Raw genomic sequence first — 13,267 nt, 5'->3', positions numbered from 1 at the left:
GCGCTGTCTAGAGGCCGGTGCGGGCGTCGGAAACGCGCCCGCCGGGCTGCTCGCGACCGGCGCCGATCGGGTGTACGCCGTCACGAACGACCGGGATCACGCGCGGACGACGCGTCGGCGCATCGGCGGCGACAGCGACGACAACGGCGGCGACAGCGACGACAACGGCGGCGACCGACTGGCGGTGCTGGAAGCGGACCTCCGATCGATCCCGCTCCCCGACGGCTCCGTCGACGTGATCACCGCACACGGGCTCTGTAACGTCCTCTATCCCGCGACGCTGTCGGCGGTCGCCGAGGAGCTCTCGCGGGTCGCGGCCCCAGGCGCGGGGCTCGTCGTCGACGACTACGACCCGCTGCCCGACGACGCCGCGATCGGCGAGCTGTTCGCCGTCGAGAACGCGGCGTCGGAGCTGGCTCGCGGCCGTCCGGCGCTCACCTTCTACCCGGCGGCGTTCCTGCGGCGGTTCTTCGCGGGCCACGGCTGGGAGTTCCAGCGGGAGCGGACGCTGCTGGAACCGGTACCGTGGACCGAGAGCCACGTCACCGCACACGCCGACCGAGCGGCCTCCATGGCCGCGGAGCGCCCCGGTGAACCGGGCGACACGCTGGCGGCGACCGTTCATCGTCTCGCAAGCGAGGTCGGGTCCGAATCGGTCGGGCGGATGTACAGTCTCGCGTTCCGTCTCCCCGACTGAACGCTCCGAAAACGGCGGCTCCGCCGGAACCGCCCGTCGTCGAGGGACGCGCTCGCGGCACTGCCCCAGCCGAGTGCGACCGGGTCCAGTCCGCGGAACGAGTCCGCCTGTCGGATCCCTCCCACGGTTAATGCCGTGGGCTTCCTCCTCGCGTGTGTGAAACCGCACCGATCGCGGGACCGCGCGTGACCGCGTTCGTTGCCGTGTTTAAGCGTCGTGCTCCTGGTAGATCACGTGTCCGCAGGCCTTGCAGTGAGACGCGTCGGCGTCGTGGTGTCTGAGCCCGCAGTTCGGACAGGTGACATCGATCTTGTCCCGGGAGGTCCACTCGCGGACGATTCGCCCGGCCTGCCAGGGGATGAGGATGATCCCGGCGAGGATAGCGCCCACCGTCACCCACCGGCCGCCGGTCGTGACGGGCGTAATGTCGCCGAACCCCACGGTGGTGAGCGAGACGACGGTGTAGTAAAAGGCGTCCCCGAATGTGCTAACACCGGGGTTAACGCCGTGTTCGGCGCTGTAGAAGAGCCCTGCGGTAGCGAACAGGAGGACGAAGATGGTGAGCACCAACTCTCCGGCTCGGAGCGTCTGTGCCTCGACGGTGCCGAAGAAGAACTCCTCGTCTTGGGTAAACCGGTAGAAGCGGAGCACCCGGACGATCCGAGCCACGCGGAGGAATCCGAGTTCGAACGTGACGGGTCCCGGCAGCACCAGTACCGACAGCGTCGGCAGCACCGAGAGCAGATCGATCACCGTGTATGGGTTAGTGAGTTCCCCGAGGCGGTCCGCAGCGCCGTAGATCCGCAGGACGTACTCGGCCAGAAACACGCCCGCGATGCCGACCTCCAGACGCCACAGCAACGCGTCGGTCGGCGCGGTGTGAGGGTACGTCTCGACGACGAACACCGCGATGAACAGGAGATTCAGCGAGAGCATCGCGATGTCGATCGCCTTCCCGATCGGCGTGCTGTGGTCGAGCAGATAAAACCGCACCGCCTCGCGCGCGGTGACGTTCCGCGGAAGCGAAGGCTGAGACACCATATGGAGTCAACGGAATCCCCCGATATTAGAGGGACTGGTCGGTACGCGCCCGAGTGCGTGGTCAGGCCGAGACTTTCGACAGTAGGGGCGAGACCTCCGAGAGCAGGGGCGAGACCTCCGAGAGCAGGGGCGAGACCTCCGAGAGCAGGGGCGAGACCTCCGAGAGCAGGGTCCGGTGAGCGAAACGCGGACCGGACGGGGTTCACCGTCCGGTGGGAACGCTCTCGGAGCCTCTGAACGAATTTGGATGCGTCTGCTGCAGGTCAGTCGTATCTGTGAGCGAGGGTTTTGGCGGCGAAGCAGCGAAGAGGTCGTCTGCTTGTTCAGCGATGCGTCAGTCGGCCACCGCTGTCGGTCCGTCAGTCGTCGTCGGTCGGCGCGGGCGCCGTCGCCGCGGAGCCGACGCCCGCGTCGGTCGGCGTCGCGTTCAGGCTGTAGCCGGTCGCGGCCATCGCGAACAGCACGAGCGGTGAGAGGAACGCGAACAGGTAGTACGGCGCGTACTCCAGCGTCGGGACCCCGGTGACGCCCGCCATGTAGACGGCGCCCGCGTGCCACGGGAACAGCGCGCCGGTCGGCGTCCCGGCGGCCTCGACGGCGCGGGAGAGCTGGTCGGTGTCGAGCCCGAACTCCTCGTAGGTGTTCCGGAGCGTGACGCTCGGGAGCACGATGCTCATGTACTGCTGTGCGGTGAGCGCGTTGATGACGATCGCCGAGACGCCGGTGCCGGCGACGAGCGCGCCCGGGCTCCGGACGGACGAGGTGAACGCGTGGGCGATCACCGCCAACATGCCGGTTCGCTCCAAGATACCGCCGAGCGAGAGGGCCGCGACGACGACCGTGACCGTCCACGCGGAGCCGGTGAGTCCGCCGGTCGCGAGCAGCTCGTTCACCAGCTCGGAGCCGGACTCGGGCGCGGTCCCGTACATGAACGTGTCCCACGCGGCGACGAAGCCGGCGCCCTGCACGAGGACCGTCGTGAGCACGCCGGCGAAGACGCCGGCGACGAGCGTCGGCAAAGGAGCGTACCCGCGCAGCGCCAGTCCGAAGGTGACGGCGAGCGGAACGAAGGCGAGCACCGTGATCGCGTAGGTCCCGCCGAGCGCGCCTTGAATCTCGGCGATTCGACCCGCGGGGATCGCGCCGTTCGCGCGGAGCCCGAGTGCGAGGAATCCGAGCACCGCGAGTCCGAACGCGAGGAGGGTGCCGGTCCGCATCCGGCGGATGTGCGCGTACAGGTCGGTGTTCGTCACCCCGGCGGCGAGGTTCGTCGTGTCCGAGAGCGGCGACTGCTTGTCGCCGGCGTACGCGCCCGAGAGGACGGCCCCGACCGTCATCGGGTCGGGGACGCCCAGCCCCGCGCCGATACCGACGAAGGCGACGCCGAGCGTCCCGACGGTGGTCCACGAGGAGCCGATGGCGAAGGCGACGACTGCGGCGACGACCGCGGCGGCGGGGAGGAACGTCGCGGGCGTGAGTATCTCCAGTCCGAAGTACATGAGCCCGGGGATAGTCCCGGCGCTCACCCACGTCGCGATCAGGCCGTAGATGGTGAAGATGATTAAAAGCGCCTGTAGCCCCATCACGAGCCCGTTGGCGATGCCGTCGAACAAGTCGTCCCAGTCGTAGCCGAGCCGGAGGCCGAAGGCGCCGACGAAGGCGATACTCCAGAGGAGCGGCGCGTGCGGGTCGAGGCCGAGGACGGCCGAGCCGACGCCGAGGAACGCCACCACGGCGAGGATCGGGACCAGCGCCGCCGCCAGGCTCGGACGGCGGTCCGGATCGATGTCCTCGTACGTCGTGGGCGCGAACGATCGTGCCATGAACGTCTGTATTCCTTTGAAGCATAAATATGTCTTGAAATATGCGTATCAAATATAACGATCGTTCATCGGCGTCGACGTGGCGGCGAGGAACTCCCGGCGACTGAGCGTCGCCTCCGGTGACCGCCGCCGCCGAACCCCGCCGCGTCCGACCGTGTGCCGCCGTGTCGCGCGGATCTTCGAACGGACGGTCTTATACGCGTCGGTGGGCAAGTGAGGTCAACATGATATTTGAGGGCCTCCCGACGACCCCCCGATCGGAGGAACTCGTCGACAAAGCGTTCTCGCGGGCGGCCCGCGCGGGACGCGCGAAGCGCGGCCACGAGGCGCAGGAGTCGATGCTGCGGACCGCCGGCAACGTGCTCTCGGACAACCTGGAGAACGTCGTCGTCTCGTGGCCGGACTTCGGCTTCGACGTCGACCCGTTCTACTACGAGCTCGCCGACGCCATCGTCGACGTGGACCGTCTCCGACAGGCGCTCTCGCAGGTGATGTGGGCGAGCCGGCAGATCGAGGACCTCCGCGACGAGTACACGACGAAGGTCCGGAACTCCGACGTCGACACCGCGCGCAAACACCGGAAGCAGGCGTTCGCGCGCATGGCCGATGTGATGGACCAGATCGAAGACGATCTGCGGTACGTCGGCGACGCGCGGGACCAGCTGAAGGTGCTCCCGGACATCCGGCCCGACGAGCCCGCCATCGTGATCGCCGGCTACCCGAACGTCGGGAAGTCGTCGTTCGTCAACCGCGTCACCCGCGCCTCCAACGAGATCGCGGAGTACCCGTTCACGACCCGCGGCGTCCAGATCGGTCACTTCGAGCGGGACCACGTCCGGTACCAGATCGTCGACACCCCCGGGCTGCTCGACCGCCCGGAGGAGGATCGGAACGACATCGAGCGGCAGGCCGTCAGCGCCCTCGAACACCTCGCAGACGTGGTGGTGTTCGTGCTCGACCCCTCCGGCGACTGCGGCTACCCGCTGGGCGTCCAGCTGGAGCTGCGCGAGGAGGTCCGTGAGCTGTTCGGCGACGCGATCCCGTTCCTCACGGTGGCGAACAAACACGACCGGTTCGAGGCGGTGCAGGCGGAGTCCGTCGACGCGACGATGAGCGTCACCGAGGACGAGAACGTCGAGGACGTGCTCGACATGGCGGTCGAGGCGGCCGCGTTCGAGCCGGACCTCCCGACGCGAGACGGCGAGGAGTAGACGGGGAGCGCGGGAGAGACGGACGGGCGGCCGGCCGCCCCCGAAAGGATGCTTTCAAGCGGGGCCTCGTCGAAGCGACGTGCATGTACGACGGTCTCAAGGGATTCCGCGACTTCTACCCCGGCGAGCAGTCAGCCCGCCGTGAGGTGACCGACGCGATCGAGGACGCCGCGAGCCGGTACGGCTTCCGAGAGATCGCCACCCCCGCCTTGGAGCGGACGGAGATGTACACGGACAAGTCCGGCGAGGAGATCGTCGAGGAGCTGTACGCCTTCGAGGACAAGGGCGGCCGCGGCGTCTCGCTCACCCCCGAGCTCACCCCGACCGTCGCCCGGATGGTCGTCGCGAAGGGCCAGGAGCTCTCAAAGCCGATCAAGTGGATGTCAACCCGGCCGTTCTGGCGCTACGAGCAGGTCCAGCAGGGCCGCTTCCGCGAGTTCTACCAGACGAACATCGACGTGTTCGGGTCGTCGGCGCCGGAGGCCGACGCTGAGGTGCTGGCGGTCGCCGCCGACGCGCTCACGGATCTCGGGCTCACCGGCGACGACTTCGAGTTCCGCGTCTCGCACCGCGACATCCTCGGCGGGCTCGTCCGCGCGCTCGCCGACGACCCCGACGCGGTCGACGCGAAGGCCGCGATCCGCGCGGTCGACAAGCGCGCGAAGGTCGACGACGGCGAGTACCTCGGGCTCCTCTCCGACGCCGGCCTCGACCGCGCGACCGCACGCGAGTTCGACGACCTGATCAGCGGCGTCGACGCCCCCGCTGACCTCGACGCGGTCGCCGAGGCCGGCGGCGAGGACGTCGAGGCGGCGGTCGAGAACCTCCGAAACGTGCTCGCCGCGGCCGACGACTTCGGCGCGGGCGAGTTCTGCGAGGTCTCGCTGACGACCGCCCGCGGGCTCGACTACTACACCGGCGTCGTCTTCGAGTGCTTCGACTCCACCGGCGAGGTGTCCCGCTCCGTCTTCGGCGGCGGGCGCTACGACGACCTCATCGAGAGCTTCGGCGGCCAGCCGACTCCAGCGGTCGGGGTCGCGCCCGGCCACGCGACGCTGAAGCTCCTCTGTCAGCGCGCCGGCGTCTGGCCCGACGAGGCGCTCGCGACCGATTACTACGTGCTCTCCGTGGGTGACACGCGCGCCGAGGCGGCCGCGCTCGCCCGCGACCTCCGCGCGCTCGCCGACGACGTGGTCGTCGAGCAGGACGTCTCCGACCGCTCGTTCGGGAGCCAACTCGGCTACGCCGACTCGATCAACGCCCAGACGGTCGTGGTCGTCGGCGAGCGCGACCTAGAGAACGGGGAGTACACGGTGAAAGACATGGCGAGCGGCGACGAGACGACCGTTCCGGTCGAGGAGTTCCCGCCGGAGTCCGGGCGGCCGACGTACGAAGACTACGAGTAGGCGGCCGACGCGGGGTTCCCGGCGTTGTTCGTCGCGGCCGTTATTTAAAAGCCTCCCGCAGGAACACCAGCGCCCCGCCCAGCATCGCGAGGTTGCCGAAGAAGGCCAGCCGCTCACCGCTCCTGTCGTCCTCGTCTGCGTTCCAGAAGTCGTGCATCGTCGCGGTCACGACCGTGAGGAACGCCACGGCCGCGCCCGTCGTGATCCGGGGGGCTCGCCAGAGCGCGATCCCGACCCCCGAGACGAGCATCATCCCCGAGGCGAACGGGGCCGCGAGGTCGGGGGCGGGCACGCCCGCCGACTCGGCGTACTCGATCGTCTCGTCCATTTCGCGGAAGTCCTCGGAGGCCTGCGCCGCGAGGCCGACCCCGAGCAGCACGCGGCCGAGCCGCGAGGGTGCGTCGCGGTCGGTTCCCGTCTCGGCGTCGGCCGTCGTCTCGGCCGCCTTCGCGTCGTCGGTATCGTCGTCGGTCATGCCTGTCAGTACGGTGGCACGATACATAAATAGCCGTGCGCGACCGCCGCGGGAGGGAGGCGACCGATTACCCCCAGTTCCACCGGGCGTGCAGCCGGCGGACGGAGAGGTCGAGCCAGAAGCCGATGAAGCCGATCACCAGCATGATCGCGGGGATCTCCGCGTAGGAGAACCGGTCACGGGCGTCGAGGATGAGGTAGCCGAGCCCGGTGTTGACCCCGAGCATCTCCGCGGGGACGAGGATGATCCAGAGGATCCCGATCGACAGGCGGATCCCCGTCAGCATGTCCGGAATCACCGCGGGGACGACGACCCGGCGGAGCAGCGCGCGCGTGTCGCCGCCGAGCGACTCGCCGACCGTGATCCAGTCGTCGTCGATGGTCGCGATACCGTGGGCGGTGTTCAACACGATCGGCCAGAGGCCGGCCATGAACATCACGAACACCGCGGAGCGGGTCCCGACGCCGAAGACGATAATGGCGATCGGGAACCACGCCAGCGGCGAGATCATCCGCATGAACTGGAAGAGCACGGTCGTCGCGCGCTCGGCCGCTTTGAAGTACCCGACGACGATCCCGACGGGAAGCCCGACCGTCAGGCAGAGGCCGAGCGCGACCGCGAACCGGTAGACGCTGACGAGCACGTGGTCGTAGAACGCGGGCGAGACGACGAGCTCCGCGAGGACGGCGACGGTCGCCGCCGGCGCGAAGTTCGTGATGATGCCGCTGCCGAGCGCCGTCACCGCCCACCAGACGGCGAGGCCGCCGAGGAGCCCGACCGCCGGCAGCAGGCGGCCGCCCTCCCCGAGCAGCTCAGAACCGTATCGTCTCCTGTCTCTCGTAGCCATCGTCCTCGGGAACGTCGAACGCCGGCGGGCCGCCGGCCTCTTCCAGCGCCGTGCGAACGGGGTCGTACGCGACGAGGTCGTCGGCGACCTCGGCGGGCGCTAACTCGTCGAGGAAGGCGTCTTCGCCCTCCACGCGCGTCTCGCGCATGCGACGCACCAGCTCCTCCGTGTACGACGGGTACGGGTACGGGTAGAAGCCGATCCGGTCGATGTCCCAGTCGGCGTTCCGGATCGCGCCCGACTCGAGGTACGGCTCGTGCTCGTCGTAGTGGGTGAGCGCGCGGTCGATCGGCGCCGGCCCCTGCGGCAGCAGGCCGCTCCCCTCGGAAGAGAGCAGCTGCGCCGCCTCGGACCGGTTCTCGCGGAGGTACTGCTGGGCGTCGACGATCCCGCTCATCACGTCGGTCGTCCACTCCGGCTGGGCCTCCACCAGCTCCTCGCGCATCACGACGACGCAGCAGGCGTGCTCGCGCCACACGTCGCCGGTGAACCGCAGGACCTTCCCGCCGGCGTCGAGCTCGCCGATCGCGTTGAACGGCTCGGCGACGATGTACCCCTCGATGGAGCCGTTCTCGAGCGCCGCCGGCATGTCCGGCGGCGGCGTCACGACGAGGTTCACCTCGTCGTCCGCCACCTCGTCGGCGGAGGAGTCGGTCCGGGGCGTGAGCCCGTGCTCGCGGAGCCCCATCTGGAGGATCACGTTGTGGATCGAGTACCAGAACGGGACCGCGACGGTGCCGCCGCCGAGGTCCTCCCACTCGTCGATCTCCTGTTGCACCGTCAGCGCGGAGCCGTCCGTGTGGTCCCACGCGACGACCTGCACGTTCGCGTCCAGCTCGTCGCCGTAGCGCATCCACACCGTCATCGGCATCAGGAAGTGGGCGACGTTGACCTCGCCGGAGAGGAACGCCTCCGCGAGGTCGGACCAGCCGCGGAAGAGGGTCGGCTCCGCGGCGTCGACGCCGTGGTCCGCGAAGTGGTCGTTGGCGTACCCCGTCAGCAGGGGCGCCGAGTCAGTGATCGGGAGGTAGCCGATCTCCGCGGTCGGCGGGCCGTCGTCGCCGCTTCCGCCGCCGAGACAGCCGGCCGTCGAGCCGACGCCGGCCGCCGCGAGCGACGCCAGCCCCGACTCCTTCATGAACTCGCGCCGGGAGAGCCCGCTCGTGCGGGCCTTTTCGGAGGGATTCCGCCAGCCGGACCCGCCGACGAGGTCGCGCGCGCTCGCGGCGACGTCCGGGTCGGCGTCGTGGTCCGGGTCGTGGCCGTGCGTCCGGTCGTCGCCGCGTGAATCGTGATTCCGTGTCATTCGAGTCCCACCGCTTCCAGGCGTTCGAAGGTCGCCGCGCGCTCCGCGAGGAACGCCTCGTCGTCGCGCTCGCGCGTCTCGCTGTCGATCTGTTCGACGTGTTCGATGCCCGCGGGGATCGTCCCCATGATCGCGACGCGGTCGCCGAGGTACACCGCCTCGTCGATGTCGTGCGTGACGAACACGGCGGTGACGCCGAGCTCGTCGACGATCCGCAACAGCTCGTCCTGCAGCTCCATCTTCGTCAGCTGGTCGAGCGCCGAGAACGGCTCGTCGAGCAGCAGCACGTCGGGCTCGTTCGCGAGGGTCCGCGCGAGCGACGCGCGCTGCGCCATCCCGCCCGACAGGTCGGAGGTGTCGGCGTCCGCGACGCCGTCGAGCCCGACCAGTGCGAGCAGCTCGTCGACGAGTTCGGGGTCGGGCTCCTCGCCGCGGAGCCGCGGGCCGATCTCGATGTTCTCGCGGACCGAGAGCCACGGGTAGAGGAGGGGATCTTGAAAGACGACACCCCACCGGTAGTCGGGCCCCGTCACCCGTTCGCCGCCGATCTCGACGCGACCGCCGGTCGGGTCTTCGAGTCCCGCGAGCAGGTGTAACAGGGTCGTCTTGCCGCAGCCGGACGGGCCGAGCAGACAGCAGACCTCGCCGGCGGCGACCGACAGGTCGAGCCCGTCGAAGACGAGGGTCTCGTCGTACCGCTTCGTGAGGTCGCTGGCGACGACCGACGCCGCGTCGACCGCGCGACGGTCGGCGCCGCTGGCGCCGGCGTCGCCGGCGTCAGATCCGACCGCGGACTCGGAGTCGGACCGGGCGTCGGACTCCCCGCCGTCGCTGTCGGTCGTCGCCGTGCGGGACTCGATCGACATCGATCAGTCCGCCGTCGCCTCGGGCTCGTCCTCCGCGGACTCGGCCTCGTCGTCCGGGATGACGCCCTCGTCGTCGAGCTGCTCGGCGGTGCCGACGTCGGCGTCGTCGGGGACGAACCCCTTCTCGCGCATCCAGTCCGTGGTCGCGCCGATCCGGTCCTCGTCGGGGGCGCGCACCGGGAGGAATTCGCGGAGCTCGAACTCCTCGCGGAGCCGGTCGAAGTTCACGTCGTCGAAGGCCGCCTTGTCGGCCGCCTCGTCTTCGAGGAGCGCGACGTAGCGGTCGGTGTACCCCTCGAGGTCGTCGTTGATGTCGGCGACCGCGCGGTTCAGCGCCGCGAGGAACCCCTCCAGCTTCTCCGGCTCGGGCTGCTCGCGCGTGGTGATGGCGGCGCGGCACGGGCCGTCGAACACCTCCTTCAGCTCCTCGTCGTAGCGGCCGAGCGTGACGAACGGCTCCAGCACCGCGATGGAGTCGACCGCGCCCTCTTTCACCGCGTCGAAGCGCTCCTCAGCCTCGCCCACGTGCTCCAAGACGATCTCGTCGTCCGCGAACCCCTCGTTCTCCAGCATCTCTCGCATCGAGTAGAAGGAGGTTGCGTACTTGTTGATCCCGACGGAGCGACCGCGCAGGTCGTCGATCGTCTCGGCGTCGTCGTCGGCGTCGACGAAGACGACGCGGTCCCACTCGCTGTAGGAGCCGACGATGTCCCGATCGGTCTCGGAGACCTCTTGGACCGCGTTCCACTCGCAGACGCCGTGGGTGCCGCCGTCCTCGTCCATGTCGTCCCACCAGTCGGCGTCGAAGGCGTTCTCGCCCTCGAACTCCTGCGTGCCGGGAGCGAAGTACGAGAGGTCGGCGTCGACGCCCTCGGCCTCGAAGTACCCGTTCTCCTCCGCGACATCTTGTACGAGTCTCCACGTGAAGTATTCGTGTGAGACATTCAGATCTGACATCGAATACCTCTTGGTTTTATTGTAAGGTATAGCTCCGGAAACCGACAAGGTTGAGCGGTGCAACCGACTTCGCGCAAATATTGCGACAGCCGAACCGGTTCGGCCGTCTGTTCGGCGAGACGGCTGCCGTGAATCGCCGCGATATCACGTCTACAGTGGGTTCACGGTCGAGCGTGCGGACAACCCGCATCCGAGATACCCGCAATAGTTGTTCGTTTCTCCGTCGGAACCGACAGATAGGCTCCTCAGCCCCGCTCGATGCGGTTCAGGAGGGTCTCGGTCGAAGCAGCGTCGAACGCCATAGGCCGCCGCCACCACGGGCCGTTCCCCGAGTCGCTGGAGAGCGCCGTGACGAGGCGGTTCGCGTCCGCCCCCGCCTCGGGGGTACTCAGCGGGACGACGCGCTCGAAGAGGCCAGAAGCCGCCGGGTCGCCGGCGACGACGACCCGCGCGTCGAACGGATCGCGCTTCAGATGGGCGTTGGTCGGCGCGAGCGCGGCCGCCGCGTCGCGGTCGACGACGCGGTCGCCGTCGCGGTCCCCGCCGCCGGCCTCGCCGACCGCGAGCACTCGCTCGACGCGGATACCCGCGAAGAGGTACGCGCCCCAGTCGGCCGCGAGGTCGTCGTCGGGGTCGAGTTCGTCGGCTCGCTCGATCTCGCCCCCGGTCGACGCCTCGTCCGGTCCGTCCCATCCGTGCGGGCGCAGCGACAGGGTCGCGTAGAAGAGCAGCCAGTCGCCCCGTTCGAGGCCCGCGATCCGCCCGGCCTTCACCCCGTGAGGGTCGCCGTAGCTCGCGCGGTCGCGGCCGTGGACGCCGGGGAGCTCCGGGTCCAAGTGGACCGGCGTCTCGCGCAGGTCGGCCGGCACCGCGAAGGCGAGGTCGAGGTCGGCGTAGGTCGGGAGCGGCTCGTCGGCCGGAAACGCCGACCGCGGGAGCGTCGCCGCCGACTCGGGGATCGGCACGTAGGCGAACGAGCCGTCCGGATAGACGGGGCCGCGGAAGCCGGGAGCGTTCGTGTTGGCGGCGACGTTGACGGCGACTGCGCGGGGATCGACCATTTAAAAAACAGCGGCTCCGGACGGCTCAGTCGGCCGTCGCGGCGGGCGCGTCGTGGTCGATCTCGGTGCCGAGCAAGTCGAGGAACTGCGCGATCCACTCGGGGTGATCGGGCCACGCCTGTCCGGTGACGAGGTTCCCGTCGGTCGTCACGCCGTCGACCCACGAGCAGCCGGCGGCTTCGACCTCGGGCCTGACCGCGGGGTAGGCGGTCATCTCGTAGCCGTCGAGCACGCCCGCGGCCGCGAGGATCTGCGGGCCGTGGCAGATCGACGCGACGGGCTTGTCGGCCCCGAAGAAGTGGCGCACCGCGTCGAGGACCTCGTCGTAGCCTCGGAGGTACTCGGGCGCGCGTCCGCCGGGGACGACCAGCGCGTCGTAGTCGGCCGGATCCACGTCGTCGAACCCGTGGGTGAGCTCGAAGTCGTGCCCGCGGGTCTCGAGGTAGGTCTGGTCGCCGCGGAAGTCGTGGATCGCGGTCTTCACGCTGTCGCCGCCCTCCCTCTCGGGACAGACGGCGTGGACCTCGTGGCCGACCGCCTGCAGCGCCTGGAACGGGACCATGATCTCGTAGTCCTCTCCGAAGTCGCCGACGATCATCAGTATGCGTTGTCCTGTCATGTGTGTAACACCACGCTGACGTACGCGCTGCTGTCCAATAACGGTACTGGGGGCACAGCCGTTTGAAACCGGGACCTCCGGCACACATCGGTCGTGGCCCGACCGTCGGTAGCGAGGTCAGCCGAGGGGGTCGATTCCGGTGAAGGTCAGCCGAAGAGGTCGATACCGGTGACCTCGAACCGCGCCCCGCCGGCCTGCGCGTCGGTGGCGACGATGTCCCAGCCGTGCGCGTTGACGATCGTCCGGACTACCGAGAGCCCGTACCCGTGACCGTCGTCGCTCGTGGTGAACCCGTGATCGAAGACCTCCCCCTCGTGGTCGCCCGGGATGCCCGGGCCGTCGTCCTCGACGAAGAAGCCGGTGTCGAGCGGGCCGATGCGAACCGTCGCGTCGTCCCCGCCGTGGTCCACACTGTTCCGGAAGAGGTTCTCGAACAACTCGCAGAGCCGATCGGGATCGCCGCTCACCGGCCGGACGGTTTCGTAGCGGAGGGTCGCACCGGGCTCAGAGCTCAGACTCTGCCAAGCCGTGTCGACGACGTCACCGATGTCGGTCGGCTCCGGATCGGTGACGACGTTTCCCTGTCGGGCCACGCGAAGCAGGTCCTCGACGAGCCGCGCCATCCGATCGGTCGTCTCGTCGATCGCCTCGAGGTGCGCCTCGTCGCCGGTGTCCTCGTTTGACATCCTCCTCCGCGTGAACGCGGAGGAATCCCGAGCGGTGGGAGTTTCAGGTTCACAACCACGACTCCGCCACTTTTCGGGACCCCGTCTAACCCTGTCATCGTGGTCGGTGGCTGACTGGCGGTGCCAAACCGCCGGTACTCCTATCCTCGGCGTTGGTGACCCCCACCTGTTGTTTTTGCCAGCAGGGAGTCGCTGACACGTCACTGGACTCGAAGTTATCCTCGGCTTGCTCGACCGACGGGCACAACGACGAACCCTTCGAGGATTCGCGT

Annotated in this window: 12 protein-coding genes and 1 pseudogene; 3 read left to right on the top strand and 10 right to left on the bottom strand. The window is 69.1% G+C overall.

All coding sequences use genetic code 11. The features are described from left to right. A partial coding sequence (locus OQF71_RS10760; RefSeq protein WP_280587657.1) for a class I SAM-dependent methyltransferase occupies positions 1-697 on the top strand: 697 nt, incomplete at its 5' end. A 207-nt stretch (positions 698-904) separates the two neighbouring features. Here the strand turns inward: OQF71_RS10760 and OQF71_RS10755 are convergent. Both OQF71_RS10755 and OQF71_RS10750 read right to left on the bottom strand, forming a co-directional pair. Continuing rightward, positions 905-1,738 carry an ion transporter gene (locus OQF71_RS10755; RefSeq protein WP_280587656.1) on the bottom strand — a complete coding sequence of 278 codons (834 nt, stop codon included), beginning with the start codon at positions 1,736-1,738 and terminating at the stop codon, positions 905-907. Between the two features lie 359 nt (positions 1,739-2,097). Continuing rightward, positions 2,098-3,561 carry a Na+/H+ antiporter NhaC family protein gene (locus OQF71_RS10750; protein WP_280587655.1) on the bottom strand — a complete coding sequence of 488 codons (1,464 nt, stop codon included), beginning with the start codon at positions 3,559-3,561 and terminating at the stop codon, positions 2,098-2,100. A 224-nt stretch (positions 3,562-3,785) separates the two neighbouring features. Between OQF71_RS10750 and OQF71_RS10745 the strand changes: the two genes are divergently transcribed. After that, on the top strand, positions 3,786-4,772 hold the full coding sequence (locus OQF71_RS10745; RefSeq protein WP_280587653.1) for a GTPase: 987 nt from the start codon (positions 3,786-3,788) through the stop codon (positions 4,770-4,772). Positions 4,773-4,855: 83 nt separating this feature from the next. Then, positions 4,856-6,178: a histidine--tRNA ligase gene (gene hisS, locus OQF71_RS10740; protein WP_280587652.1), complete on the top strand. Its 1,323-nt coding sequence runs from the start codon at positions 4,856-4,858 to the stop codon at positions 6,176-6,178. A 40-nt stretch (positions 6,179-6,218) separates the two neighbouring features. On the opposite strand, the gene OQF71_RS10735 is transcribed toward hisS, so the two are convergent. From OQF71_RS10735 to OQF71_RS10700, 8 genes and pseudogenes are all read right to left on the bottom strand, one after another. Further along, positions 6,219-6,653, bottom strand: a complete 435-nt coding sequence (locus OQF71_RS10735) for a DoxX family membrane protein (RefSeq protein WP_280587651.1) — start codon at positions 6,651-6,653, stop codon at positions 6,219-6,221. A 67-nt stretch (positions 6,654-6,720) separates the two neighbouring features. Next, the gene (locus tag OQF71_RS10730; protein ID WP_280587650.1) at positions 6,721-7,500 is read right to left on the bottom strand and encodes an ABC transporter permease; all 780 of its coding nucleotides are present in this window, start codon (positions 7,498-7,500) and stop codon (positions 6,721-6,723) included. After that, entirely contained in the window at positions 7,466-8,806 is a 1,341-nt protein-coding gene (locus OQF71_RS10725; protein ID WP_280587649.1) for an ABC transporter substrate-binding protein, read from the bottom strand. The genes OQF71_RS10730 and OQF71_RS10725 overlap by 35 nt, the downstream gene beginning before the upstream one ends. Continuing rightward, on the bottom strand, positions 8,803-9,672 hold the full coding sequence (locus OQF71_RS10720) for an ABC transporter ATP-binding protein (RefSeq protein ID WP_280587648.1): 870 nt from the start codon (positions 9,670-9,672) through the stop codon (positions 8,803-8,805). Before OQF71_RS10720 ends, OQF71_RS10725 begins: the two co-directional genes overlap by 4 nt. Before the next feature lie 3 nt (positions 9,673-9,675). Next, entirely contained in the window at positions 9,676-10,629 is a 954-nt protein-coding gene (locus OQF71_RS10715) for an ABC transporter substrate-binding protein (protein WP_280587647.1), read from the bottom strand. 245 nt (positions 10,630-10,874) lie between these two features. Beyond that, a complete protein-coding gene (locus OQF71_RS10710) occupies positions 10,875-11,690 on the bottom strand; it encodes a hypothetical protein (protein ID WP_280587644.1) in 816 nt (271 codons plus the stop codon). A gap of 25 nt (positions 11,691-11,715) precedes the next feature. Continuing rightward, complete coding sequence (locus OQF71_RS10705; protein ID WP_280587641.1) at positions 11,716-12,309, bottom strand: DJ-1/PfpI family protein; 594 nt, start codon at positions 12,307-12,309, stop codon at positions 11,716-11,718. Positions 12,310-12,455: 146 nt separating this feature from the next. After that, a pseudogene (locus OQF71_RS10700) lies at positions 12,456-12,983 on the bottom strand (HAMP domain-containing sensor histidine kinase); the annotation flags it as partial. Positions 12,984-13,267 lie beyond the last annotated feature (284 nt).

Source organism: Halorubrum sp. Boch-26 (genome assembly GCF_029889805.1).
In the GTDB taxonomy this organism is placed as follows: domain Archaea; phylum Halobacteriota; class Halobacteria; order Halobacteriales; family Haloferacaceae; genus Halorubrum.
Note: the sequence above shows the minus strand (reverse complement) of the source record. Positions and strands in the feature narration are given on the sequence as shown.